The organism is Spirillospora sp. NPDC047279 (assembly GCF_040643285.1).
Taxonomy (GTDB): Bacteria; Actinomycetota; Actinomycetes; order Streptosporangiales; family Streptosporangiaceae; genus Spirillospora.
On sequence record NZ_JBEYUA010000008.1, the window covers coordinates 313342 to 338312 of the forward strand.

20 protein-coding genes are annotated in these 24971 nt (G+C 72.6%); 14 read left to right on the top strand and 6 right to left on the bottom strand.

All coding sequences use genetic code 11. The features are described from left to right. The 4 genes from ABZ810_RS22610 (at position 1) to ABZ810_RS22625 (ending at position 4176) form a co-directional block, all read left to right on the top strand. Positions 1–678 carry a response regulator transcription factor gene (locus ABZ810_RS22610; RefSeq protein ID WP_358406051.1) on the top strand — a complete coding sequence of 226 codons (678 nt, stop codon included), beginning with the start codon at positions 1–3 and terminating at the stop codon, positions 676–678. Positions 679–828: 150 nt separating this feature from the next. Beyond that, positions 829–1056: a hypothetical protein gene (locus tag ABZ810_RS22615; protein ID WP_358406054.1), complete on the top strand. Its 228-nt coding sequence runs from the start codon at positions 829–831 to the stop codon at positions 1054–1056. Positions 1057–1207: 151 nt separating this feature from the next. After that, positions 1208–2692: an OmpA family protein gene (locus ABZ810_RS22620; RefSeq protein WP_358406056.1), complete on the top strand. Its 1485-nt coding sequence runs from the start codon at positions 1208–1210 to the stop codon at positions 2690–2692. Between the two features lie 29 nt (positions 2693–2721). Continuing rightward, entirely contained in the window at positions 2722–4176 is a 1455-nt protein-coding gene (locus ABZ810_RS22625) for a hypothetical protein (protein ID WP_358406059.1), read from the top strand. Between the two features lie 45 nt (positions 4177–4221). Here ABZ810_RS22625 and ABZ810_RS22630 read toward each other — a convergent pair whose 3' ends face one another. Next, complete coding sequence (locus tag ABZ810_RS22630; protein ID WP_358406062.1) at positions 4222–6303, bottom strand: arabinofuranosyltransferase; 2082 nt, start codon at positions 6301–6303, stop codon at positions 4222–4224. A 131-nt stretch (positions 6304–6434) separates the two neighbouring features. On the opposite strand from ABZ810_RS22630, the gene ABZ810_RS22635 reads away from it, so the two are divergent. Continuing rightward, positions 6435–6836 carry a GtrA family protein gene (locus ABZ810_RS22635; RefSeq protein ID WP_358406064.1) on the top strand — a complete coding sequence of 134 codons (402 nt, stop codon included), beginning with the start codon at positions 6435–6437 and terminating at the stop codon, positions 6834–6836. Here the strand turns inward: ABZ810_RS22635 and ABZ810_RS22640 are convergent. Both ABZ810_RS22640 and ABZ810_RS22645 read right to left on the bottom strand, forming a co-directional pair. After that, a complete protein-coding gene (locus ABZ810_RS22640; RefSeq protein ID WP_358406067.1) occupies positions 6781–9177 on the bottom strand; it encodes a YfhO family protein in 2397 nt (798 codons plus the stop codon). The genes ABZ810_RS22635 and ABZ810_RS22640 overlap by 56 nt on opposite strands. Next, entirely contained in the window at positions 9174–10154 is a 981-nt protein-coding gene (locus tag ABZ810_RS22645) for a glycosyltransferase family 2 protein (protein ID WP_358406069.1), read from the bottom strand. The genes ABZ810_RS22640 and ABZ810_RS22645 overlap by 4 nt, the downstream gene beginning before the upstream one ends. A gap of 168 nt (positions 10155–10322) precedes the next feature. Here ABZ810_RS22645 and ABZ810_RS22650 point away from each other — a divergent pair, with 168 nt between their 5' ends. The 6 genes from ABZ810_RS22650 to ABZ810_RS22675 all read left to right on the top strand — a co-directional run bounded on the left by ABZ810_RS22650 (position 10323) and on the right by ABZ810_RS22675 (position 16781). Next, on the top strand, positions 10323–11246 hold the full coding sequence (locus ABZ810_RS22650) for a hypothetical protein (protein WP_358406071.1): 924 nt from the start codon (positions 10323–10325) through the stop codon (positions 11244–11246). Positions 11247–11274: 28 nt separating this feature from the next. Further along, positions 11275–11970, top strand: a complete 696-nt coding sequence (locus ABZ810_RS22655) for a hypothetical protein (protein WP_358406073.1) — start codon at positions 11275–11277, stop codon at positions 11968–11970. Between the two features lie 138 nt (positions 11971–12108). Further along, the gene (locus tag ABZ810_RS22660) at positions 12109–13248 is read left to right on the top strand and encodes a DegT/DnrJ/EryC1/StrS family aminotransferase (protein ID WP_358406076.1); all 1140 of its coding nucleotides are present in this window, start codon (positions 12109–12111) and stop codon (positions 13246–13248) included. Next, positions 13241–14200, top strand: a complete 960-nt coding sequence (locus tag ABZ810_RS22665; RefSeq protein ID WP_358406077.1) for a Gfo/Idh/MocA family oxidoreductase — start codon at positions 13241–13243, stop codon at positions 14198–14200. Before ABZ810_RS22660 ends, ABZ810_RS22665 begins: the two co-directional genes overlap by 8 nt. Continuing rightward, positions 14193–15125, top strand: a complete 933-nt coding sequence (locus ABZ810_RS22670) for a glycosyltransferase family 2 protein (RefSeq protein ID WP_358406078.1) — start codon at positions 14193–14195, stop codon at positions 15123–15125. The genes ABZ810_RS22665 and ABZ810_RS22670 overlap by 8 nt, the downstream gene beginning before the upstream one ends. A gap of 3 nt (positions 15126–15128) precedes the next feature. Then, positions 15129–16781 carry a hypothetical protein gene (locus ABZ810_RS22675; protein WP_358406080.1) on the top strand — a complete coding sequence of 551 codons (1653 nt, stop codon included), beginning with the start codon at positions 15129–15131 and terminating at the stop codon, positions 16779–16781. Positions 16782–16787: 6 nt separating this feature from the next. Here the strand turns inward: ABZ810_RS22675 and ABZ810_RS22680 are convergent, their stop codons facing one another. Beyond that, positions 16788–18389 (bottom strand): serine/threonine-protein kinase, encoded by a 1602-nt coding sequence (locus ABZ810_RS22680; protein WP_358406081.1) that lies wholly within the window; start codon positions 18387–18389, stop codon positions 16788–16790. Positions 18390–18543: 154 nt separating this feature from the next. Here ABZ810_RS22680 and ABZ810_RS22685 point away from each other — a divergent pair, with 154 nt between their 5' ends. The 3 genes from ABZ810_RS22685 to ABZ810_RS22695 all read left to right on the top strand — a co-directional run bounded on the left by ABZ810_RS22685 (position 18544) and on the right by ABZ810_RS22695 (position 22376). Then, a complete protein-coding gene (locus tag ABZ810_RS22685) occupies positions 18544–18969 on the top strand; it encodes a hypothetical protein (protein ID WP_358406082.1) in 426 nt (141 codons plus the stop codon). Positions 18970–19059: 90 nt separating this feature from the next. Beyond that, complete coding sequence (locus ABZ810_RS22690) at positions 19060–20301, top strand: C40 family peptidase (protein ID WP_358406085.1); 1242 nt, start codon at positions 19060–19062, stop codon at positions 20299–20301. Positions 20302–20762: 461 nt separating this feature from the next. Then, on the top strand, positions 20763–22376 hold the full coding sequence (locus tag ABZ810_RS22695; RefSeq protein WP_358406087.1) for a substrate-binding domain-containing protein: 1614 nt from the start codon (positions 20763–20765) through the stop codon (positions 22374–22376). A 60-nt stretch (positions 22377–22436) separates the two neighbouring features. On the opposite strand, the gene ABZ810_RS22700 is transcribed toward ABZ810_RS22695, so the two are convergent. After that, positions 22437–22886, bottom strand: a complete 450-nt coding sequence (locus tag ABZ810_RS22700) for a hypothetical protein (RefSeq protein WP_358406089.1) — start codon at positions 22884–22886, stop codon at positions 22437–22439. 13 nt (positions 22887–22899) lie between these two features. Beyond that, positions 22900–24810 carry a hypothetical protein gene (locus ABZ810_RS22705; RefSeq protein ID WP_358406091.1) on the bottom strand — a complete coding sequence of 637 codons (1911 nt, stop codon included), beginning with the start codon at positions 24808–24810 and terminating at the stop codon, positions 22900–22902. Positions 24811–24971: the final 161 nt, after the last annotated feature.

Consider the following 24971-nt stretch of genomic DNA (forward strand, 5'->3'; position numbering starts at 1 on the left):
ATGGCTGTTCCTCGTTTGGTTGTGGTCGACGACAACGTCGTGGTGAGATCGGGTCTCGTCTCCCTGCTGGAGGCCTCGGGCTTCGAGGTGATCGGGCAGGCGGGCGACGGGCGCACCGCCATCGCCCTGGTCGAGCGCCTCAAGCCGGATCTGGTGTTGCTGGACGTGCAGATGCCCTTGATGAACGGAGTCGACGCGGTCGGGGTGCTCAGCCGTACGACACGGGTGATCATGCTGACGTACACCGACGACGCCGCCGTGGTGCGCGCGGCCGTGAGCAAGGGCGCCGCCGGCTATCTGGTGCACGGCTCGTTCACGCCGGAGGAGCTCAGCTCGGCGGTGCTGGAGGCGATGCGCGGCGGCAACTCGTTCTCCCAGGTGGCCATCTCGGCTCTGGTCGGCGCGGTGCGCGACGAGGTGCCCGAGCGGGAGGCGGCGGCCCCCGTCGCCCCGGCCGAGGACGCGGACAAGGGCCGCTTCGGCCTGTCCGCCCGCGAACGCGACGTGATGCGGCTGATCGTCCAGGGGCACACCAACGGCGAGATCGCCTCCCGGATGTTCCTCGCGGAGAAGACCGTGAAGAACCACGTGAACCGCATCTACGCCAAGCTCGGCGTGACGTCGCGGGCCGCGGCGATCGCCCAGTGGATGGGGACCGCCGAGGGGTCGACACGATGATCAACATTTGGCCTAGGTCCGTGGGCCCTGCTGAATTTGGGCCCACGACGGGACCCTCATTGGGCCGCCGGGCCCTGGGGGATTCCGGGTGCATTTCCGTAGAGTTCTTTTCAACAAGAGCGGTCCGGGAAAGCAGCCGGGAGGCTAAAGATGAACCCGATTATCCCCCTCTACGTCACCCTGCAGACCTTCGTGCAGGACCGCGTCCAGCGGATGAAGGACGAGGACCGGGGTGCCAGCGCCATCGAGTACGCGGCCCTCATCCTGGTTGCCGGCGTCATCATCGTGGCCCTCATCGCGGCGGTCAACAACACCGTGCTGCCGAAGATGGGCGAGGCCATCACGAACATGTTCAACGGGGGCGGCGGCAGCAGCTGACCCCGAGCCCGGCAAAGATCTGCGCGCATTTCATTGCCGATATCACGTCCAGGAGAGCCGCCATCGGCGGTTCTCCTGGACGCGTTTCTGTTTCGGCTTCGGACCTGACAAAGGGAATTCCATGCAGCGAGGTAGGTCGATGAGGGGAACCGTGAACGGAGTGGGGGCCGCCGCGGTGGCGGTCCTGCTTTCCGTCGCGGGCTGCGGCGGGGACGACCCGAAGGGGGACGCGACGCCCACCCCCAAGACGTCCGCGCCCGGTGCCACGGGAAGTCCCGGCAAGCCGCTCGCCTCGGTGCCGATGGCGCACGCCGCCGGGCCGGGCCGCATCGATCTGCTCGCGCTGAACCGCACGTCGGACAAGGCCGTCACGGGCCAGTTCAGGATCGTCAACGAGGGCAAGACCGCCCTCAAGCCCACCATCAGCTTCTTCGAGGCCGAGACCAGCTACCTGGGCTCCCTGGAGTTCTCCGGCGTCGGGCTGCTGGACGGGCGCGGCAACAAGCTCTACATGCCGCTGCGGACCAGCGACCGCAAGTGCCTGTGCAGCCCGCTCACCGGAAAGCTCATCAACCCGGGCGCGTCGCTGGACGTCTTCGCGGTCTTCCCGTCCCCGCCGGCCGACGTCAAGCGGGTCACGGTGACGGTCCCGCTCACCGTCCCGTTCCAGGACGTGCCGATCGCGGACGCCCCGGGCACGCCGCCGCCGGGACAGACCATCGACCCGGCGAGCGCCGCCCTCGCGGCGCCGCGCATCCTCGCCGTCAACAGCGTCGCCGAGGGCGACGAGCAGTCCGTGGACGAGAAGGGCGACGACCGCGCGGTGCGCCTGTCCGCCGACGTCCTGTTCGCCCTCAACAAGGCGGACCTGACGCCGCGGGCCGAGGAACTCCTCAAGGACGTGGCCAAGCAGATCGACGCGTCCACCGGCACCACGATCAAGGTGGACGGCTACACCGACAGCTCCGGCAACGACGCGATCAACCAGCCGCTGTCGGAACGCCGCGCCAAGGCGGTCGCCGACCGGTTGAAGACGCTGGTGACCCGGCAGGGCGTCACGTTCCAGCCGGTGGGCCACGGCTCGAAGGACCCGACGGCGTCCAACGCGACCGAGGAGGGGCGCCGCAAGAACCGCAGGGTCACCGTGACCTTCCCGCGTCCCGCCCCGCCGCCGCCCCCGGCCGCCCCGCCCGGCGCCCCCTTCACCCTCGGCGGCACTCCCGCCGTGATCGGCACGGGCACGATCCCGGCGGCCCCGGGTCTGAAGATCGAGATCAACAGCCTGCACCGCGACCCGGCCGGCGTGACCGAGCTGGTGTGGACGGTCCGCAACACCGGCACGGCCTCGGTCAGCGTCGAGCGGGCGTTCCTGGCGCAGGCCGGGATCAACGACACCGGCGGCGTGGTCCTGTTCGACCCGACCAAGAAGCTCGCCTACAAGCCGCTGAACGTCGGCACGGCCAACTGCCTGTGCAGCGGCATGCTGCGCGCGGACGCGCGGAAGGCCATCGCGCCGGGCGAGAGCATCGTGTTCGGCGGCCTCTACAAGCCCATGCCCGAGGCCACCACGGTCGACGTCCGGATCCCCTGGCAGCAGCAGGCGGGGACGACCATCACGGGCCTTCCCATCAAGTAAGGCCGAGGGGGGTCGCTCACGTGAGCGCCGTGGACACCAGACGAGACGAGGCGGCGCAGCCGGACGCCGGTCCCTCGCGCGACGCGACGGGGGTGCGCTGGCCGTCCGGCCGGGCGCTCTCGATCGTCCTGTGGGTCACCCTGGGCTGGATGGCGGGGCTGGAGCGGCTCGACGACAACTCCTTCCTGACGCATCTGCGGACGGGGCACTGGATCCTCGACCACGGCGTCCCGCACCAGGACATCTACTCCTTCACGGTGCCGGGCAGGTCCTGGGTGGCGCAGTCGTGGCTCATGGAGGTCGTCTACGCCGCCCTGGACCGGCTGACCGGCCCGGTGGGCATCACGCTGCTCAACTGCCTGATCGGCGCGGTCATCGCCTACCTGGCCTTCCGGCTGGCCGAACGTGCGCGCGGCGGCGGGCGGGTCTTCCTCGCCCTCGGGCCCGCGATGTTGCTCTCGGTCCAGATCTGGGTCGAGCGGCCTCTGCTGCCCGCCCTTCTGGCGTTCGTCGTGCTGATCTGGATCGTGGAGGTGCCGGACTCCCTGGTGGGACGGCATCCGCTGGTGGCGGTGCCCGTGCTCATGTGGTCGTGGGTCAACGTCCACGGCACGTTCGCCCTCGGCTTCGGGTACCTGGCGTTCCATCTGGCCGGGCGGTGGCTGGACGGGGCGCCGCCGTGGCGGGACCGGGAGCTCACGCTGCTCAGGTCCGGCCTGCTCGGCTTCGGCGCCTGCGTGCTCAACCCCTACGGCGTCGAGCTCGTCCTGTTCCCGTTCCAGCTGCTGGGCAAGGGCGAGGCGCTCCACTACGTCCACGAGTGGAAGTCGCCGGACTTCCGCACGTTCCTCGGCATCAGCATCCTGATCTGGCTCGCCGCGTTCATCCTCCTCCTCGCTCGCGCCAAGCCGTCACGCCGCGACCTGACGGTGGCGCTGCCCTTCGTGCTGCTCTCGTTCTGGGCGCTGCGGAACGCGGCCATCGCACCCCTGGTCTGCCTCCCGGTCGCGGCGCGCATGCTGGGCGCCCCGGCCGCGAAGGAGCCGGTGCGGCGCAGGGCGAACCTCGTCCTCATCGTCGCGGTGGTGCTCGGCGTCACGGCGCTGACGAGGCAGGCGGCCGCCGCGCCCGCGTTCTCCTACGACCGCTATCCGGTCGAGGCGATGCGGCGCGTCGACCAGCAGGGGATGATCGGCCACCGCATGCTGACCACGCACGTGTGGAGCGCGTACGTCATCCACGCGTACTGGCCCCGGCAGAAGGTCTTCATGGACGACCGGTTCGACATGTACCCCGAGCAGTTCACGGTGGAGTACATGAAGGCGCGCGACGGGGAGGGCCTGTGGCGCCCGCTCCTGGAGCGCTACCAGGTGGACGTCGTGGTGTGGGAGACCGGGACCTCCCTCACCGAGATCCTCTCCGCCGACCCGGACTGGCGCCAGATCTACCGCGACGACGACGCCACCGTCCTGATCCGCCGCTGAACCTCACGGGCCGGGCGTCACGGGCGGAGCGTCACGGGCGGAGCGTCACGGGCGGCGGACGGCCGTGAAGGTGCGGGCGTCGGACTGGGCGACGACGAACGCCGGCGAGGCGAACTGGGACGGGTGGAAGCGGATCGTCTCGGGGACGCGGAGGCCCTTCCAGACGAGCGCGTCGCCCTCGCGGCGCAGCACGAAGACGTCGATCGAGCCGAACGCGGTGTCCCGGCCGGCGGCCGCGAAGGCGGCCGGGTCGGTGATCTGGGAGAGCCTGGCGAGTTCGGCGTGCCGCTCGTCCCAGCGGGTGGGGGCCTGGGCGCCGGTGCGGTCCACGCCGATGAACCCCCGCCAGGGGAGGAACGCGTAGATCTGCTCGTCGTAGGAGACGACGCGGGGACGGGGGTCGGCCGGCCGCACGCTCTCGGCGAGGCGCTCGATCGCGTCGACGGGAAGCACGTTCCAGTCCACGATCCCCACGCTCTCCGCCATGGCCCGCGGGTCGCCCGTGCGCGGACGTGAGCGGGGGCCGCTGCCGTCCGGGAGCGGCTGGTAGTGGGCGAGCGCCGTCAGCCCCCGGGACGCCCCCCGCGGGTCGGAGCCGACCTCGCCGGCGGCGTTCCTGGCGGGCGGCGTCCAGGCCAGGCCGTACCCGATCCCGGTCAGCAGGAGCAGCGCGGCCACCGCTACCACGCCCGAGCCGACGGCGTAGGGCCGCCGCATGCGGCGCGCGAGCGCCGGCACGATCTCGGCCGTGCTCAGCACCGCGCCGACGATCAGGCACATCTCGATCAGCGGCAGCGTGTAGTAGAAGAGCCCGCTGTGCCCGGTGGCCACATAGCGGACCATGCCGAGCACCCGGTAGCCGTAACATCCGGCCACGATCGCCAGGAGCGGCACGGCCCACCATCGGGTCCGCGCGTACCAGAGCAGCCCGGCGAGCCCGGCGAGTTCCACGAGGCCGGTGAGGCCGGCCTCCAGGAACGGGAACGGGTTCTCCGAGATCCGCGCGCTCTGGTAGAAGTCGCCGACCTGCTGCCCGCCGTCGAGCAGCGCTCCGACGTAGGGGACGGTGTACCAGGCGGTCGCGAGCACCATGACGGCGGCCATCTTCGCCAGGTAGAGCAGGTAGGCGCGTCTCCCGGTCTCGTGCCGCCACGTCCACCAGGCCAGCGCGACCAGGCCGGGCGCCGAGAAGACCACCCAGGCGTGGTAGGTCAGGCACAGCAGGCTGGCGAGCAGGCCGGCGAGCAGCCAGTGCGGCCGTCCCCGCGGCGGCCGCGCGATCGTCATCAGGACGAGGGGCACGAAGACCGCCAGCGCCAGGACCTCGTGCGGCTTGTTCGGCAGGCCGAAGACGACCAGCTGCCCCACGGTGATCGTCAGCGCCGCCACCGGAGGGACCAGCCGCGTCCAGAGCATGAAGCCGATGACGAGCGCGGCCGGGACGAGCAGGGTCTCGGCGGGCCCGAACAGCCGCCAGGCGGGGACGTCGAGCAGGACGGCGCACTTGCCGACGACGTACGGGAACAGCGGCGGGTACTCGGAGGGCGTCCCCACGATGCCGTCGTTGGTCGCCCACGTCCGCGTGTACCGCACCGCCATCGCGGTGATGCGCCCGGTGTCCCCGTGCACGCCGCCGAAGCCGAACGGCGTGCCGGCCAGCGAGGCGCGCAGGGCGAACGTCACGTACGAGGCGAACAGGCCCGCGACGATGCCCACCATGACCGGCCCGCGCCACCGGATCGCGGCGACGCCGAGCACGAGCGCGGCGGCCAGGCACACGGTCACCCGCATCCCGGCGTCCCCGGAGTCGAACGGGTCCAGCGCGAGCCATCCGGGCGCCAGGAAGGCGACCGGCAGCAGGGCCGCCCACGCCAGCAACGCCGCGAGGGCGGGACGCCACGCCGGGGGCCCGGTCGTGCCCGCCAGGTCGCCGACGCCCGCCGTCACGTCCGGCCCGCCCGTCTCACGCCCGCTCGTGTCCGGCCCGCTCGTGTCCGGCCCGCTCGTGTCCGGCCCGCTCGTGTCCGGCCCGCTCACGTCCGGCCCGCTCACGTCCGGCCCGCTCGTGTCCGGCCCGCTCGAGTCCGGGTCGTCGCGGGTGGGCGCTGCGGCCTGTTCGGACGGCATGGTCTCATCCAACTGGGATCGGGGCGGCGCGGCCCGGGCCCCGGGGCTCATTTCGGGCCCCAAGCCAGGCCGCCGGCTTGGGTCCGGGGGCCCTCCGCCCGCCGGGGGCGCGGCCGGTAGCGTGAGGAAGCGTGATCGAGGTGGCCTTGCGGCGCGTGTTGTCCCACAGCTTTCCGCGCTACCTGATCATCGGCGGGCTGAGCTTCGCGGTGGACTTCGGCGCCCTGTACGTCGCGCACGGCCTGCTCCACATCTGGCTGCCGGTCGCCACGACGCTGGCGTTCCTGCTCGCCTTCGTCGTCAACTTCGGGCTCAACCGGGTCTGGGCGTTCGAGAGCGAAGGGCACGTGGGGCGGCAACTGGTCCTCTACCTGCTGCTGGTCGCCCTCAACACCGTGCTGACCGTGGTGGTCGTCTCGGGCCTGGCCGCGCTGGGCGTGCAGTACCTCATCGCCAAGACCGTCGCGACGGCCGCGCTCACGGTCCTGAACTACCTGGCCTATCGGAAGTGGGTGTTCGTCGGAGCACGCTGATCCGGCGGTGCCGTCCGGACGCCGTGACGCCGAGGACCAGGGTGGCGAGGAGGCCGAGCCCGCCGGCGAGCAGGCCCGGACGGAGCCCGGGAGGTTCGTAGGAGCAGCGGATCCGGCCGGTGGACGCGTCGACGGGGACCGCGACGAGCCCGCCGTGGCTGACGGGAGGGCGCGAACGCCCGTCACCGGCCGCGCAGCGCCAGCCCTCGACCAGCGGCACCGACACGACGGCGACGCCCTGACCGCCGGGCGGCAGGTCCGCCTCGACGCTGTGGCCGCGGGCGACGACCCGGGTGGCGCCCTGCGCGCGCAGGCGCACGATCGCGGCGGACAACCTCGCGGGGTCGACGCAGCCGACGAGGGGAGCCGGCCCGGCCGCCCGGGTGATCTTCAGGGTGCCGGACGCGGGCACGGTGCCGTAGGCGACCAGACCGGGGCCGCTGCGGTCCCGGTAGTCGCCGGCGGGGGGTTTGGGCGTCCACGCGGCGACCGTGCCGCCGGCGGGACAGGTCACCTCGGCCTCGTCGCGTTCACCGGTACGGGTCCAGCGCACCTCTGGATGCACGTAGACCTTCGAGCCCAGCACCGCCTCCTGGACCTGGAACGGGGACGCGCCCGGCGCGGGGGCCGCGGGAGCCGGATGCACGGTCACCAGGGGAGGGGCGGCCCGCCCCGGGGAGCTCCGGCCAGGGGCGCCCCGCACCGCGAAGACGGCGTCCAGCACGGGGTTGTCGGAGGGCTTGATCCACCGGCCCCAGAGGTCGTACGGGAAACCGAGGCCGATCAGCGTCCGGGACGTGCCCACGGGGAGCACGCTGCTGTAGTACCCGGCGCCCTGACCGCGCAGCAACATCGGATCGTTGGCGCTGATCGCGGGAGTGCCGGGGCCGGTGCGATGGGCCGGGAAGGCGTCGGCGGCCCGGATCGCGCGGACGCGGGCGTCGTGCTCCGGCCCCCACGCGGGGGTGAGGGAGAAACGGCCGGACCTGCGTTCGTCGACGAAGACGGCGGTGGCCGTCTCCTCGGCGACCGTGACGCCCGCGAGGAGGAGGCAGGCGACGACCACGGCCGGGCGCGGCCCGCGCCGGATCACCGCCAGCACCACCGCGCCGGCGGCCAGCGCGCTGACGAGCAGCAGGAGCGGCGCGTGCGGCGAGGAGATCGGGCTCACCACGGCCAGGAGGCACAGGAGGGAGAGGACGGCGAGGGCCGCGAGCGTCGCCTCGCGTCCCGGAGGGCCGTGGACGACGCTCGTCCAGCCGACGACGACCAGCGCCGCGCAGAGCGTGAACGCCGGGCGGTACGGGCTCCCGTCCGGCGAGTCGAAGCCGTTCCACACGTACTGGCCGGGCTGCTGGTAGGAGAGCGCGACGAGGACGAGCAGGAGGCTCCACACGATCCGCGACCGCCGGGGCACCGCGCGGTGCAGCGGGAAGACGAGCACCGCCAGGAGAACGGCCGTGCTCACGTACAGGCTCGGGCTCGTCCCCGCGCCTTCGGAGGCGGGCAGCAGGCGCGCGAGGAAGACCAGCGGCGAGGCGTCGAAGGCGTGGCCCGTCGTGGCCGGCGCGTTCCGGGCGGCGAGGAAGGTGGGGTACAGGAGCGGCGCCACCAGGGCGACCGCGCAGCCGACGACCAGGGCGTAGCGGACGCAGAGGGCGGCGAGCGCCTTCGGCCGCGGCCGGGGATCGAGCGTGAGGAGGCGGGCCAGGAAGATGGCGGACGCGCCGAGCGTCGCCATGTACCCCGTGTAGAAGTTGGCCTGCCAGGCGAGCGCGAAGACGAGGACGCACAGGACCGGCCTGCGGCGTTGGAGGACCCATTCGCCGGCCAGGCACATCAACGGCAGGAAGATCAGCGAGTCGAGCCACTGCGGCACGTACGCCGCGTCGTCCACGGCCCAGCCGGAGAGGCCGTAGGCGGCGCCGAAGAGGGCGAGCAGCCACCAGTGCCCCCGTCCGAGGGTCCTCAGGTAGACCGTCATCGCGACCGCGGCCGCCGCCATCTTGACCGCCGTGAGGACGAACAGCGCCAGGTCGAGGCGGTCGTCGGGGAAGAGCGCGACGAGCGGCGCGAGGGGGCTGGCGAGATAGACCTGGTAGTCCCCGAGGAACGGCACCCCCATGCCGCTGTTCCAGTTGAAGAACAGGTCGCCGTGCCCGCGCCCGCGGACCAGGTCGGCGAGGTGCGCGTGCATGGGGCCGAACTGCCGGCCGAGGTCGTCGGTGCCGCGGGAGGCGGCGCCGAACGGGACCGTGCCGCGCAGGACGCCCGCGAGCGTGAAGACCGCGAGCGTCGCCGACGCCGCCAGCGCCGCGGCGGCCTTCGCCTCGTGCCTCATCCGATGCGGTCACCGGTGCCGCGGACGGGCGCCGCGGCGGGCTCGGCCCGGCCGCCCGGCGCGAACGACGTGGCCTTCACCAGGTAGTGCGGGCGCTGCTTGGTCTCGTAGTAGATGCGCCCCACGTATTCGCCGATGATGCCCAGAATGGTCATCTGAATTCCGCCGAAGCCCACGATCGCGGTGATGATCGTGACGTAGCCGGGGCTGTCGACGCCGTTGACGGCCGCCTGGAAAATGATCCAGAACATATAGAGAACCGCCACCAGCGAGAGCGCCGCCCCCGAGTAGATCGCCAACCTCAGCGGTTTGTTGTTGAACGAGATGGCGCCGTCCATCGCGTAGTTCCCGAGTTTCCGCAGCGTCCATTTGCTGCGCCCGGAGGCCCGGCCCGAGTTGCGGTACTCGATAATGGCCGTCTCGAAGCCCATCCAGGAGAAGAGGCCCTTGGAGAAACGGTTGCGCTCCGGCATGTCCAGCACGGCGTCGACCGCCCGCCGGGACAGCAGGCGGAAGTCGCCCGCCCCGTTCGTGAGCTGCACGTCCACCCATCTGTTGACGAGCCAGTAGAACGCCGTCGCCGCCACGGTGCGGGCCGCCCGTTCGCCGTTGCGGTCGCGCTGGGCCACGACCTGGTCGAATCCCTGCCGGTGCAGCGCGTGGAGCCGGTGGATGAGCTCCGGGGGGTGCTGGAGGTCGGCGTCCATGATGACCACCGCGTCGCCCTCGGCGTGGCGCAGCCCGGCGAGCATGGCCGCCTCCTTGCCGAAGTTGCGGCTGAAGGAGATGTACCTGACGCGCTCGTCCAACTCCGCCAGGGCGCCGAGCTCGGCCAGCGTGGCATCGGTGCTGCCGTCATCGACGAAGACGAATTCGACGCCCTCGTCGATGGTCGCCGTCTCCTCGCGGAGGGAGCGGAAAAGGGGACCGACCGAGGCCTCTTCGTCGTAACACGGAATGACGATGGAGAGCGTCACCCGACACCTCCGATCCCCGGCCCTCGTACCGTCGAATCTAGGACGAAGGAGCCGGAGCGGGTAGGGTCCGTGGGCCCATCACCGGGCCTGGCAGGCACATCACGCTTGGGACCGGCTTAGAGTTCCTGGGCCCTGGGATCGGGCGGCCGGCATTCTTACGGTCCTCGTATGCGTACTGACCGGACGCTCAACGGGGGCGTCGCTCGCGACCGGGGGGCGAGCGTCGTCGAATACGGCGCACTCCTCATGGTGGGGGCGCTCATCATCGGCGTGCTCGCCATGACGGCTTCCGGCACGGTCGAGCCCAAGGTCCGCAGCGCCATCTGCGGCATGTTCAACGCGGGGTGCCAGGCACCGGCCGCGCCGCCCACGACCGGTCAGACGACCGGCACGCCGCCCTCGACGCAGGGCGGCGCGCCGCCCACCAAGTCGACGGTGCAGCAGCAGCCCACCCCGTCCCCCTCGCCCACGCGGCAGCCCTCGGACCAGGAAGAGACCGAGGCGGTGCTCGGCGAGACCCAGCTGGGCCGGGACGCGCTGAGATGGGTCCGCGAGAACGGCGTCCGCGTCGTCTACCGGGCCGGCGGCGGCTCCTACTACAGCAGCGGCGAGAACACCTTCTACATCGACACCAACCAGTCACCGGAAGAACGGGCCAACACGTTCGTCCACGAGGTGAACCACGCGCAGAGCCCCGACTTCCCCGACGCCGACGACATGGAGAAGGACGAGTTCGTCCGGCGCTCCATCGACGAGGAGACCGAGGGCACCGTCGAGGCCATCCTGAACAACCAGCAGCTGCAGCGGGCGCGCGGACCCGGCCAGGTCCCCGACACCCTCCTCCAGGGCGAGTACCAGGACGCCTACGACAAGGCCATCCGCGACGAGAACGCGGCGCGCGCACGGAACCAGCGCCCGCCGCTGACTCCGGAGCAGGAACGCGAGCTGGGCCAGCGGGCCGGCACGGACCGGGTGCGGCAGGCGTTCCAGAACGGTGAAGTGATCACCTCCACCGACCAGAAGCCCTACTCTGACTACTACGGTGACCAATGGGAAGACGCCAATGACTGTTTCCTCTGGATCTTCTGCTGACCGCCGGCCGCGCCGGCGCCGGACGGTCATGCCGGCCCTGGTCGCCGCGGCGTTCCTTCTCGCCGGGTGCTCCGGCGGCTCACCGGAGGCCGATGTGCCCAAGACGCCGTCCTCGCGTCCCGACGAACCGGTCCGCACGGCGGTGAGCGCCGGGCTGGCGCGCGACGGCCGGGCTTCCGAGGCGAAGGTCGTCACCGCGGGCGGCAGCAGGCTCACCCCGCTGCCCGCCCCGTTCCTCAACGACTGGCGCGTCCTGCGGGTCGACTACCGGCAGGGGTCGCACCCGGTGATGTTCCACGTCGCCCTGCACGGGGCCGAGACGGTCCTGCTCACCGGCGACGCCGAGGCGTTCGACAAGGTCGTCAAGGCGGCCGGGGTGAAGGTCGGGGACGCCGCCACCGCCACGCAGGTGGCCGGCCTCTACCTGCAGACCGTCCGGCCCGGCGGCACCGGCTCGTACCAGGTCGACGGCGTCGACCAGATCAAGTTCCGGCCCGGGATCACCGGCGAGACCGCCGCCCGCCGGGACGCCATCGTCGGCGAGTACCGGTCCGTGATCAAGCCCCCCGCCGCGGTGGCGAAGGGCGGCGGCTTCACGGCCGCCGCCTACGTGGTCAAGGGCCGGGAGCTCCAGCGCCGCGACCTCACGATCCGGGCGGACGGCACGGTGACCGACCGGCCGCGGACCCTGGTCTCGGACCTGCCCGTCGCCTACGTCCTCTGAGCCGCCGGGCCCCCCGGGCCCGTGGACCTAATCCGGTGCCCACCAGGGCCTTGATTGCCCGCCGGGCTCTCCCGGCGGGCGGCGGCCGGGTGCTAAGCATGGTCAGCAGCGAATCCGGCATATCCCCTGAGGGGTGTGATGTCCCACAGCACGAGCGCGAATCTCCCACCGGCCGCGCGGCGGGTACCGATCGCGGCGGTGCGCCTCGGTGAGGAGGCCGAACGCCTCGTCCTGGAGGTGATGCGCTCCGGGATGCTCGCGCAGGGGCCGATGGTCGACCGCCTGGAACGCGCGTTCGCGGACGTCGTCGGAGTGCCGCACGCCGTGGCGGTGAGCAACGGCACCGTCGCGCTGACGGCCGCGCTGCGGTCGCTCGGCGTCGGTCCGGGGGACGAGGTCGTGACCACCGCGTTCAGCTTCAACGCCACGCTGAACGCGATCCTGGAGGTCGGGGCCGTCGCGCGGTTCGCCGACGTCCGGCCCGACGGCACGATCGATCCGGAGTCGGCGGCGGCCCTGGCCGGCCCGCGGACGGCCGCGCTCCTCCCCGTGCACCTGTACGGGCGGCCCGCCGCGATGACGGAGCTGACCGCGCTGGCCGAGCGGCACGGGCTCGCGCTGGTCGAGGACGCCGCGCAGGCGCACGGCGCGTCCCTGCGGGGGCGCGCAGCGGGCTCCTTCGGCGTCGGGGCCTTCTCGCTGTACGGGACCAAGAACGTCACCTGCGGCGAGGGCGGGCTGGTCACCACCGCGGACGCGGGCGTCGCCGACCGGCTGCGGCTGCTGCGCAACCAGGGCATGCGGCACCGGTACGAATACGAGACGGTCGGGTACAACTGGCGGCTCACCGACCTCCAGGCGGCCGTGGCCGTGCCGCAGATCGCGCGGATCCCGCAGATCACCGCCGCCCGCGCGGCCAACGCGCGCGTCCTGACCGCCGGCCTCGCGGACGTGCCCGGCCTGGTCCTGCCGGCCGAGCCCGCGGACGGCACGCACGCCTGGCACCAGTACACGGTGCGGGTCACCGCCGGCGCCGCGGTCACGCGGGACGGGCTGGCGGACGCGCTGACCCGGGCCGGGGTCGGGCACGGCGTCTACTACCCGCGGGTGATGTTCGACCACGACTGTTACCGCGAGCACCCGCGCGTACGGGCGGACGCCGTCCCCCGGGCCAGGGAGTTGGCGCGGCAGGTGTTGTCGCTCCCCGTCCATCCCGGGCTGGACGACGCCGACCTGCGCTGGATCGTCGGCACGGTGCGGGAGGCCCTCGGTGCTTAGGCTCGCGCTCGTCGGCGCCGGGATCATGGGCGCCCACCACGCGCGCGTGGCGGCGGGACTGCCGGGCGTCGAGCTGGTCATGGTCGCCGACCCGGACGCCGAGCGCGGCGGCCGGCTCGCGGCGAGCGCCGGCGCCGAGTACACGCCGGACTACGGCGACGTGGTGGGCCGGGCCGACGCCGCGGTCGTCGCCGCCCCCAGCGAGCTGCACGCGCGGATCGGGACGGAACTGCTCGGCGCCGGTCTCGACGTCCTGGTCGAGAAGCCGATCGCCACCACCCCGGAGGACGCGAAGCGGCTGATCGCCGCTGCCGCCGCGGCCGGCCGGATCCTGATGATCGGGCACGTCGAGCGTTTCAACCCCGCCGTGGTCGAGCTGCCCAGGCTGGTCGACGGCCTCATCCACGTCGACGTCCGCCGCGTCGGGCCGTACGGCCCCCGGGCCGACGCCGACGTCATCCTCGACCTCATGATCCACGACCTGGACCTGCTCCGGATGCTGACCCGGAGCGAGCCGGTCCGGGTGCACGCCCTCACCCGGCGGGTCTGCTCCCAGACCGAGGACTTCGCCACCGTCATGCTCGGCTTCGCCGACGGCGTCACCGCCACGCTGACCGCCAGCCAGGTGAGCCAGGCCAAGCAGCGGCAGATCGAGCTCACGCAGCGGGACAACGTCGTCGTCGCGGACCTGCTGCTCCGCCAGGTCACCGTCCACCGCCTGCAGCACGCCGAGTTCGTGGACGAGGACGGGCCGCGCTACCGGCAGAGCAGCGTCATCGAGATTCCCTACCTCAGCGCGCCGGGTGAACCGCTGGCGCACGAGCTGCGTCACTTCGTGGAGTGCGTCGGCACGCGGAGCACCCCGGTCGTGTCCGGGGAGGACGGACTGGCGGCACTGGAGCTGGCGCTGCGCGTCCACGCCGAGGCGACGCGAGAGGAGATCCATGTATAAGGGATTGGCCGTCGCGGTCGTCGTCCCGGCCCACAACGAGCAGGAGCTGATCGGCAAGACGATCGTCGGCGTGCCCGCGTTCGTCGACCACGTCATCGTCGTCGACGACGCCTCCACCGACGAGACCGCCGAGCGCGTGGAAGAGATGCGCGACGCCCGCGTCGTGCTGCTCCGGCACGAGCGCAACACCGGGGTGGGCGGCGCGATCGTCGACGGGCACCGCAAGGCCCTGGAGCTGGGCGCCGACGTGAACGCGATCATGGCCGGGGACGCGCAGATGGACCCGGAGTACCTCGTGGCGCTGCTCGACCCCATCGCCGACGACGGGTACGGCTTCACCAAGGCCAACCGGTTCTTCGGGCGGGCCGGGCTGGCCGGGATGCCGCTCAGCAGGCTCGTGGGCAGCACCATGCTCTCGTTCGTCACCAAGCTGGCCAGCGGCTACTGGAACCTCTTCGACCCGCAGAACGGCTACACGGCGATCACGCGGGACGCGCTGGCCCGGATCGACCTGGACCGCCTCGCCGCGCGCTACTCGTTCGAGAACGACCTGCTGATCTGGCTGAACATCGCCGGGGTCAGGGCCAAGGACGTGCCGATCCCGGGCGTCTACGGCGAGGAGGTCTCGGGCATGCGGCTGCACCGGGTGATCCCCGAGATCTCCGGGCTGCTGTTCGTCGGCTTCTGGCGGCGGATGATGCGCAAGTACGTGGTGCCCTCGTTCTCGCCCATCGCGCTCATGTTGTTCACCGGGCTCTTCCTGTGCACGATCGGATCGATCGTCGGGGTGTGGGTCTCGCTGCACAGCCTCGGCGAGGCGACCGCGAGCGCGGGCAGCGTGCTGCTGGCGGTCGGCCCGTTCCTGGTCGGCATCAACATGCTGGTCCACGCGCTCAGCCTCGACATCCAGGCCACCCCGGACTGATCGATGACGACCTCCGAGGCCGGCCGGACCTCACCGCCGCCGCAGTCCGAGCCGCCGTCCGAGCCGCCGTCCGAGCCGCCGTCCGAGCCGCAGTCCACGCCGGCCGAGCCGCCGCGGTCCGAGCCGGCGCGGTCCGAGCCGGTGGACCCGGGCGGTGGCCGCCCGTCGCCCGGCGTCTGGGCCGCCGCGACGGCCGTGGTGACGGTGCCGCTGGCGTTCCTGCTCGTGAACGCCGCGGACCCCGACCCGTTCGTCCAGCGCGAGGCCGACCTGCCGCTGGCCGTGGCGTTCGTGGTCGCGGCGGCACTGGCGCTCACCGCCGTACGTGTACGCGGGCCGCTCCTGTCCGGTGTCGCCGCCGGCGTGGTGGCCGCCTACCCGGTGCTGGTGCTGGGCACCGCGCTGTCCGGAGGCCGGGGCGGGTACGACGGCGCGCCGGGCGACGGCGGCCGGCTGTGGGCGATGGCCGCGCATTTCCGGGAGGCCTGGACCGGGGGAGACGGCGGCCCGCCGCTGCTGCCGTTCCTGATCGGCAAGGCCGCCGCGCTGTCCGGACGACCGGCCGGGGACCTGGTCGGCGCGGGGCAGGCGGTGGCGATCTCGGCGTCGATCCTGGTCGCGTTCGTGTTGTGGGCCCGGCTCGTTCCCGCGCCGCAGGCCCTGGCCATCAGCGCGCTGGGGCTGCTCTCGCTCGGCGACCCCGCCCGAGCCCACGAAGCGGTCGCCGTGGCGATCCTCGTGCCGCTGGCCGTCGCGGGGCGTCGCCGTCCGCACTGGGCGCTGACCGGGCTCGCCGCCGGAGTGGTGTGCCTGACGTCCCCCGCCCTGCTCGTCTTCGCGGCTCCGGGCGCGGCCGTCCTCGCGTGGCGCCGATGGCGCCCCGGCCGGGCGGCGCGCGCCGGAGCGGTGGCCGTGCTGGTGAGCTGCTGGTACCTGCCCTCGCTGCTCGCGTCGATCGTGGACGGCGGCGTCGCCGCGTTCCTCGTCGCGCCCGGCTACTCGTCCGATCCGGGCCTCCCCCCGTTCGGGCCGGTGCAGGCCGCCGGGCTCGCGGCGCTGCTCTGGTACGGGAGATCCCGGACGTGGTGGGCCGTGCGCCTGCTGGTCCTCTGCGGTGGCTTCCTGGCCTTCCAGGCGGCGGCCTACCTCGCCGCAGGACTGGGCGGCGAGCTCGCCGCGCGCACCCTGGCGCCGCTGCACCTGTGCCTCACCGCCGCCGCCGTCCTCGGCGCCGCGACCGCGGTGCCGGAGCTCGCGCGCCGCCACAGCCACCCGCTCCCGCGCGGCGCCTGGGTCGTCGTCGTGACCGCCGCCGCCGGCTTCGTCGCGTTCTCCTACTGGTCGTCGTGGATGCCCGCGACCGTGTGGAAGGCCACGGCCGACGGGGGCGGCGCTGTGGTCCGGGACTCCGACGGCGCGGGCAACCGGATGGCGGCGCGGGCGCACCCCGAGCCGGCCGACGCCGGCCGGACGGACCAGGGGTTCAGTGATCTGGACTCCGCCGACGTTCTCGTGCTGCGGCGCGCCCCGGGCGGCGAGCTCATCGCCGAAGCGCCGGGCGGCGGGACGTCGATCGCCTTCCGGAGATCGCAGTTCGCCGCGTTCCGGGTCACCGACCTGGAGGGCGGCATCACCGTGGCGGTGCGGCGCCTCTAGCGCGGCTCAGGCTCGGGCGACGCTGAAGTCGTCGAAGCCGGCCAGCGTGCGCGGCTGGTAGGGGCTGCGCCCCTCCCTCCCGGCGACGATCCCCACCGTGCCCGCGGGCAGCGGGTCGGCCCGGTCGGTGACCTCGGCGACCTTCACGTCGTTCGCCCACGCCTCGATCCGTACGCCGTCGCCCGACGCCGTGCAGACCGCGGAGATCCGGGCGGACGGCGCGGCGCCCCGCGCGACCGGAGCGGCCGACTTGGCGAGCTCCCGCCCGGACGTCGCGTCGCCCTTCCGGACGCGCACCAGCCCGTCATGCCTGAGGAGCACGTCGTAGCGGCGCTGCCCGGAACCACGGCAGAACACGCCCGCCTCGTCCGCCGGGTTGTCGGAGCCGACGCGGGCGGTCACCGTGACCTTCACGTCGTCGGGCGGCTTCGTCGCGGGGGCCTCCTGCACCTGGTGGAAGCCGGGGCCGTACTGCGAGATGACGAAGGCGCCGCCCTCGTACCTCTCGTACTCGTTGTTGCCGCTCCCCGTTTTCCAGCCGGACGACGGGTCGGAGAAGTCGTCCGTCAGGACCGTCCCGCCGCCCTGCGGCCAGAGGGCGACGGCGAGCACGGCCGCGGCGGCCGCGACCGCCAGCGCCCCGGCGACGGCCGCCGTCCGGACGAGGCGGCCCTTCCCGGCCCTGAGCAGCCGCGTGCGGCCGTCGGACGGACCCCGGGGCGTGGGAGCCGTGGGCACGTCGGGAAGCGTCCCGCCGATCCTGCCGACCGAGGGCGCGACCTCCCCGGCGTCGCTGTGGCCGGTGAGCTCGCGCAACAACTCGGCGGAGGTCGGACGCGCGGCGGCGTCCTTCGCCGTGGCCCGCTCGACCAGACCGCGCAGGCGGCCGTCCAGGCCCGTGAAGTCCGGCTCCCCGTAGACGGTCTTGTAGAGCACCTCGCCGACGTTCTGCCCCATGAACGGATCGCGGCCGGTCCCCGCGAACGCGACGACGCACCCCCAGGCGAACACGTCGGCGGCGGGCGTGATCGGCTCGCCGACGAGGCCCTCGGGCGCCATGAACGACGGCGTGCCCATGGTGTCGCCGGTCTGCGTCATCGGCCGGTCGGTCTCCAGCCGCCGGGCGATGCCGAAGTCGATGACCCGGGGGCCGAACGGCGAGAGCAGGATGTTGTCCGGCTTGAGGTCGCGGTGGACGACGCCGGCGCCGTGGATCGCGGCCAGCGCCGTCGCCACGCCCACGGCCAGGCCTTCGAGGTCGGAGTCGGTCAGCGGGCCGTACTGGTTGACGACGTGCCCGAGGGTCGGCCCCTGGATGTACTCGGTGACCACGTAGAGCGGCTCGCCGTCCAGTTGGGCGTCCAGGACCGGGGCGGTGCAGAACGGGCGCACCTCGCGGGCGGCGAGCACCTCGCGCCGGAACCGTTCCCGGTAGTCCGCCCGCCGCGCCTGCTCGCGCTTGATGAGCTTGAGCGCCACCCGCCGGCCGTGCTCGTCGACCGCGAGATGGACGGTGCCCATGCCGCCCTCGCCGAGGATCCGCACGAGCCTGTACCGGCCGACCCGTTCGCCCGGCGAACGCTGGGGGCCGGTCTCCACCGAGGACATGCGGCCGACCGTAGCCACCGTCAGCGCGACAGGCAAGCCGGGCCGGGCCCGGTAGGGGCCCAGGCAGAGGCCCGAAACAGGGCCCTGCGGCTGGGCCCCCAGCGGGCCTCCGGACCCTGGGTATTCTCCCTCGTCAGGCATACGGTGCGGGGGCATGCGCTCCCTGTGGTCAGCCTGGCTCGCGACGGTCATCATCGCGGTCCTGGCGCTCCTCGCCATGAAGGCGCTCACGCCGGAAGCGGGCTCCGCCGCGGCCGACGACGAGTACGCCGAGATCTACCGAATCCACCTTCCCTGGCTTCTCTTCTGCGTCCTGATGGCGTTCTCCGCCGGCGCGTACCAGAGGGACCGGACGGCCTTCCGCTGGCGGCTGCTCGCCGCCGCTCCGGTCCCGCTGATCGCCGCCGTCACCGGAGTCGTCATCGACGTGCCCCCCGCCCATACCGCGCTCGCCCTCCTCCTCCGCCTGATCGAGACCCTGCTCGGCATCGCCCTCGGCCTGATCCTCAGCGACTTCCTCTCCGAACGGCTCGAGGGGCGGACGGCCTCCGACGGGGCCGTGTGGCGGGAGACCCAGTGAGGTAATTGGGCCCGGAGGCCCTGTCGCCACGGATCTCCCATTCTCTACGGTCGCAGTGGAAGCCGACTGATCTTGTTGCGAGGGGCAAGGATGCTGCTGCGGCTCAGGTACGGCAGGCGAGGGTCAGGCGACACCGGTCTGGCCACGTCGAGTCTCGTCATGGCCATGGCCCTGCTCCTGGCCGCCGGCGTCCTCACGTTCGGACGCCTCGCCCACGCGAGCGATCTCCGCCTCCGAGCCCAGACCGGCGCCGACGCCGCCGCCCTGGGAGCCCTGGCGCCCCTCCGGGACGCGGCCGTCGGCATGGTCCTCGGAGGCAACGACCCGTCCGGCGCCGGCTACTGGATGACCGGTACGACGGTGGACGCGGCCGCCAAGCCGTACGCCGAGGAGAACCTGACCAAGGTGGTCAAGGCCGGGCTCAGCGGCATGATCGGCGACTATGCCCGGGTCGACGTCGCGAGCAAGGAGTGTCAGCTCAAGAAGGAACGTGAGCTGACCGACAAGGAGAAGGACGACCTCCGCAACAAGCGCAACCTGTGCACCGACACCTCCGGCAAGACCGGGATCGGACGCGTGGGCACCGCCCATGCCGTCGCCAAGATGATCCCGCCCACCTGCGTCATCACCTACAAGCCGTACGACCCCATACCTGAGGGTGACGAAGGCGCGGAGGTCCCCGGAGGCGTCGGCGAGGTCGAGTCGATCACCTGTGAGGCCGACGGGCGGAAGGTCAGGGCCTTCCCGTACGGGAACCGCGCGGCGGTCACCCGGCTGTTCAAGATCCGCCTGGTGGACAAGGAAAGCCCGGTCTCCTACACCGGGATGCCCGACGGCGGGCTGTTCGCCGGCGGTGGAGTCGTCCAGAACGAGTGTGCCAAGACCGGCGACAAGCCCGCGGAGGACCTGGAGTTCGGTGCCGCCGTGGTCGCCTGGGCGCTCTGCTGGAGAGGCACCCCCTACCGGTGGGGCGGCGGCAACTACAACGGGCCCTCACGCGGTATCTGCTGTTCCCCCGGTGGCCACGACGGCAGTATCGGGATCGGCTTCGACTGCAGCGGGCTGACACTGTACGCCGTCTACCAGGCGTCGAGGGGACGCATCGCACTGGGGCATTACACCGGCAACCAGGTCGCCGATCCTCGCGGAACGCCGGTGCCGCTCACCGCGCTCAAGGCCGGCGATCTGCTCTTCTTCGGGGCATGGCCGACGCACCACGTCGCGATCTTCTACGGCGACGGCCAGATGGTCGAGGCACCGCAGACCGGCGACGTCGTCAAGATCTCTCAGGTCGCGGGCCGCGGCCTCACCTTCGCCCGCAGATTCGGCTGATCGCGTTCATGCCCCCACGCGAAGACGAGCCGCCAGAGTCGCCGTTCGTCTTCGACATCCCCGATCAGCCCTTCGCGCCCGCCGCCATTCCCGACCAGCCCATGCCAACGCCGGTGGCCCCACCACCGACGGCCCCACCACCGACGGGCACCCCCGCACCGCCACCTGTTCCCCAGCCGCCGCCACCATCGGCGCCGCAGTCACCGGCCCCTCCGCCGCCGGCGCCGCAGGCGTCCGGGGTGGGGGCTGGTGGAGCGCAGGCGCCGATGGCGCAGCCGTCTGTGCCGCCTATGCCTGTGCCGGAGGCTTCGGGGTCGCAGGCGGCGGGGCCGTTGGGGCCGGGTGCTCTGGTGCCGGTGCGGGAGGGCGTGGTCGTTCAAGGGCCGCCTCCTGTCATGCCGGGTGGGAGTGCCGGGTCGCCGAGCCGGGGGCGGGGGCGGCCTACTGGGTTGATCGTGCTGGTGAGCGTTGTGGTGCTGATCGTGGTCGCGGGCTCCTTCGCGGTGTTCTCTTCGCGGGAGGCGGGATGCGAGGCGAAGGCGTCGTTGAGCGTGATGGCGGATCCGGCGGTGGCGCCCGCTCTCACCGCGGTGGCGGGGCGGGTGAACCAGGACGAGGACGCGTGCCTCTCGGTCATCGTGAACACGGCGCCGTCGGCGGTCTCCGCGATGGCGCTGGGCGGTGACCGGAGCGCGGTCCTTCCGGCGCGGGCCGATGCCGTCATCCTGGATTCGTCGTTGTGGCTGGACGTGGCGGCGCGGACGGCGGCGAGGACGGGGGCGGTGCCCCCGCGGCGGTTCGCGGGGGTGGCGAGTTCGCCCGTGACGTTCGTCCGGGCCAAGGGGACCGGGGGAGACGCGGGGAGCTTCGCGTGGCGGAGCCCGCGGTTCTCGTTGCGGCTCACCGATCCGCAGCGGGACGCGAGCGGAATGATCACGTTGGTGGCGGCGCGGGGCGCGGCGGGGGCGGGCGAGCAGGGACAGGCCGGGTTCGCCGGGATGTTGCGCGGCGCGCAGCCCGGCGAGCGAGGGAACGTGGCCGCCGATCCGGAGAGCGGGCTGACCTCGCTGCGGCCGGACGAGAACGGCAAGGTGCCGGTGCTGGCCGTGCCGGAACAGGCGTTGTGGCGGCGGTTGCGGGCCGGTGACGCGCTGACCGCCGTGCCGTCGGCCGAGCAGGTCGCGCCGCTCGACTTTCCGCTGGTCATGACCGGGAAGGGCAAGGACGGGCAGGCGCGGCGTTTCCTGGCGGCGGTCGGTTCGCCCGCGGGGGCGGCCGAGCTGGCCAAGGTCGGGCTCCGGGCGGCGGACGGCAGGTCCGCGGCGGGCGTCTCGGCGGTGACCGGCCTCGGCGGGACCGCGGCGGCCGCTCCGGCGCCCAGGCCCGAGGTGCTCTTCGAGGCGCTGGAGATGTGGCAGCGGATGCACCTCGGCACCCGCATGCTGGCGCTCATCGACGTGTCCGGCTCCATGAACGAGCAGGTGCCCGGCAGCGGCCGGACGAGGATGGCGGTGACGGCCGGCGAGGTCAGCGGGGGGATGGCCCTGCTGCCCGACGACGCCGAGGTGGGCGTGTGGTCGTTCTCGACCGGGATGAACGGCCGGCTCCCGTACCGCGAGCTGTCCGCGATCAGCAGGCTCGGCGGCCTCCGCGACGACGGCACCCAGCGCGCGGCGCTCCAGCGGGCGCTGGGCGGTATGCGCGCCAAACCGGACGGCGACACCGGCCTCTACGACTCCGTGCTCGCCGCGTTCCGCTCGGTCAAGGCGGGATACCGGGGCGACATGCTCAACTTCGTGCTGGTGCTCACCGACGGGCGGAACGACTTCGAGGGCGGGATCGGCGAGGGCGAGCTGCTGGCCGCGCTGAAGAAGGAGTACGACCCCGCACGGCCCGTCCAGGTGATCGGGATGGGGTTCGGCCCGGGCGTCGACCTGGGGGCCCTGGAACGTGTCTCCGGCGCGACCGGCGGCGCCGCGTACCAGATCCGGGACCCGCGGCAGATCCGCGAGCTGTTCCGGCGGTCGGCGGCGCTGCGCGTCTGCGACGACCCCCGGAGTTGCCCGGCCGGCTGAGCCAGGCGCCCGGCGGAGAACCCACGGACGCCGGCCGGCGAGGGTGCCGGGCCGGCGCGGTCAGCCCAGCAGGCGGGACAGCGCGGCCTCGTGGGATTTCTGGGCCTGGGGCAGCAGCCTGGTCATGACGGCGAAGAACTCGGCGCCGTGCGTGCGCAGGGCGTCCACCAGTTCGTCCTCCGCCGCCGAGGCGACCCGGCGTTCGCCGCGCTTCTCCAGGGTGACCAGGACGCGGTTGTGCCCCTGGCGCTGGAACGACAACGTCGTCGGCGTCTCGGGAAACCGTGTGTCGGCCGAACCGGTGGCGAGGAGATCGGACACCATGTCGCTGATGTACGACCACAGCTGGTCGATGTAGTCGCCCATGGCGACGTCGATGATGCGGACGCCGTTGACCGTGAGCTCGAGCGCGCCCTCGACGTAGTTCTCGTCGGGCGGCGCCTCGGTGGCGGAGCCGATCTCGACGAGCCGCTCGTCGGAGGTCTCGAGATAGGTCCTGATCTCGATCATCACACTCGCACGTCTACACGTTGGGATAGAACTGGCCGATACGCCCGTTGTTGACCCCGAGCGTATAACTCTTGCCATTGTAGGTACCGGTGACCTGGTACATGCTCCTGGTGCCCTTGCGTATCAGCGTGTCGCGGTTCTGGTCCATGACGGCCTTGATCGCGGCCTCGACGTCCGGGATCGACTGGTTCTTGTCGAAGAAGGACTGGTTGTCCTTCGTCTCGCCCTTCCAGTACTTCGGGTGGTGCCGTTCGAGGATGTGCTGCAGACCGGGCTTGTCGAGCTGGAACTGCTGGTTGCCGAACTGATACCGCTGGCTCTGCCAGTTGTTCAGCGCGTTCCCGACCCCCGGGGTCCGCTGGGCGTTGTACTTGTCCTTGGCGCGGTCGCGGGCCTCCCTGGCCCGGATCACGTCGGGGTGCTTCAGCGGATCCTTGACCCCCGCGTCCTCGGCGGCCTTGATCGCGGCTTCGATGGCGTTGTTCGCCTCCGTGATCCCCTGGAGGGCGCCGTTGAGGTCGCCGCGCCCGGCCGCGTCGTACGCGCGTTGCGAGGCTCCGGCGGCGGTGTCGGCCGACTGCGTGATCGGGCACGGCGCGGCCCGGAGCGCGAACGCCGGGGCGGCGCCCATGCGGCCGAACGTGAGCGGGCCCGGTGGGAGGTCGCCGGGCGGTCCGAGCGAAACGGCGATGACGCAGTCGGGCTTGCCGTCGCCGTCCTTGTCGTTGCGCGTGTCAGGCTCGCCGTCGCCGTCGGCCCGGTCGTTCCCGCCCTTGCCGGGGACCTTGATGGGGATCTTCCTGGTGGCGATGAGGCCCGCGACGTCGACCACGCAGCGGCCGAAGGCCTCGCCCTTCTCGTCCCCGGTGAACGTCTCCTTGCAGTTGGCGATCGCGGCCTCGGCGATCTCCTTGGTGAACGTGATCGGGTTGTCCTTGAACGCGTTCCAGGTGTCCACCAGGTCCTGGATCTTCTTGTCGCGTTCCTCCTCGGTGCAGCCGACGCCGGTCGTGATGCAGGCGGTGTCGGTGATGCTCGTCCAGGTCCCGACGAGCAGGTCCTTCACGCCGCCGAAGATGCCCTTGCCCACGTCCTTGCCGAACTCGACGACGTCCCCGCCGGCGTCGACGACCGTGTCCCAGCCGCCCTTCAGCTTGCACCGCCAGTCGCAGTCCTTCTTGGGCTCCTCCTTGGGCTCCTCCTGGGGAGGAGGCGGCTGCGTGCTCGGGGGCGGCGGCGCCGGGCTGGTCGACGGCTCCCCGGACGGCGCTCCCGAGGGGGCCCCGGACGGCGCGCCGGTGCCCGGCGTGGTGGTCGGGGTGGAGCCCGCGACGGGCGGGTCGCCGTCACCGCAGTCCGAGCCCCCGAACATCTTGCAGATGACGGTGCCGACCGCGGGGGTGACCTGGTTGGGGATGATCACGAGGAGCCCGAGCAGGACCAGCGCGCCGACGCCGAGCGCGGCGACGTACTGCAGGGCGGTGGCGCCCGTGTCGCCCCTCCCGCCGCTCCGCTTCTCCCGTTCCGGGAGGACGCGTTCCTCCTTGAAGTAGGTGCGCGTCGCCGGGTGGAGCATCATCGCCAGGAACACGGCCGCCATCGGCAGGCCGACGAGCCCGAACGCGTTGGCGTCGAGGATGCGGCCGACCTGCCACACCACGTACAGCGCGGCGAGCGCGACGATCAGGAACCAGGCCGTGCGTCCGCCGCGCAGGAAGCGGCGGGCCAGCACGATCGCGACGACGCCGGGGGAGGCGACCGCGAGCGTGTAGCCGAGCGACTCGCCGTCGGTGCCGTTCAGGAACCACGAGAGGGAGCCGATCAGCGTCGAGACCCCGAGGATCCACAGCAGCACCCGCGCGAGACGCCCCTGGACCGGAAGGTCGGCGCCGGTGCCAGTGGCGAAGTAGGACGGATGGGCCACGCGCGACTCCTGCCTCAAGCGGACATGATCCATCAAAGCCGGAGAAAGGCGCGTCCACATGGGCCCCAGGGCTCAAATGGGGGCCCTGACCGGGGCCTGCCCCGGGGGCCCTGCCGCAGGCCGGAAACGGATCGGAAAGCAGAGGCCGGAGGCGGATCGGG

Excerpts from the sequence above, each read along its gene's own strand:
- ABZ810_RS22610 (WP_358406051.1), top strand. The coding sequence starts at position 1 with ATGGCTGTTCCTCGTTTGGTTGTGGTCGACGACAACGTCGTGGTGAGA.
- ABZ810_RS22615 (WP_358406054.1), top strand. The coding sequence starts at position 829 with ATGAACCCGATTATCCCCCTCTACGTCACCCTGCAGACCTTCGTGCAG.
- ABZ810_RS22630 (WP_358406062.1), bottom strand. The coding sequence starts at position 6,303 with ATGCCGTCCGAACAGGCCGCAGCGCCCACCCGCGACGACCCGGACTCG.
- ABZ810_RS22640 (WP_358406067.1), bottom strand. The coding sequence starts at position 9,177 with ATGAGGCACGAGGCGAAGGCCGCCGCGGCGCTGGCGGCGTCGGCGACG.
- ABZ810_RS22650 (WP_358406071.1), top strand. The coding sequence starts at position 10,323 with ATGCGTACTGACCGGACGCTCAACGGGGGCGTCGCTCGCGACCGGGGG.
- ABZ810_RS22655 (WP_358406073.1), top strand. The coding sequence starts at position 11,275 with ATGCCGGCCCTGGTCGCCGCGGCGTTCCTTCTCGCCGGGTGCTCCGGC.
- ABZ810_RS22660 (WP_358406076.1), top strand. The coding sequence starts at position 12,109 with ATGTCCCACAGCACGAGCGCGAATCTCCCACCGGCCGCGCGGCGGGTA.
- ABZ810_RS22670 (WP_358406078.1), top strand. The coding sequence starts at position 14,193 with ATGTATAAGGGATTGGCCGTCGCGGTCGTCGTCCCGGCCCACAACGAG.
- ABZ810_RS22675 (WP_358406080.1), top strand. The coding sequence starts at position 15,129 with ATGACGACCTCCGAGGCCGGCCGGACCTCACCGCCGCCGCAGTCCGAG.
- ABZ810_RS22680 (WP_358406081.1), bottom strand. The coding sequence starts at position 18,389 with ATGTCCTCGGTGGAGACCGGCCCCCAGCGTTCGCCGGGCGAACGGGTC.
- ABZ810_RS22685 (WP_358406082.1), top strand. The coding sequence starts at position 18,544 with ATGCGCTCCCTGTGGTCAGCCTGGCTCGCGACGGTCATCATCGCGGTC.
- ABZ810_RS22690 (WP_358406085.1), top strand. The coding sequence starts at position 19,060 with ATGCTGCTGCGGCTCAGGTACGGCAGGCGAGGGTCAGGCGACACCGGT.
- ABZ810_RS22700 (WP_358406089.1), bottom strand. The coding sequence starts at position 22,886 with ATGATCGAGATCAGGACCTATCTCGAGACCTCCGACGAGCGGCTCGTC.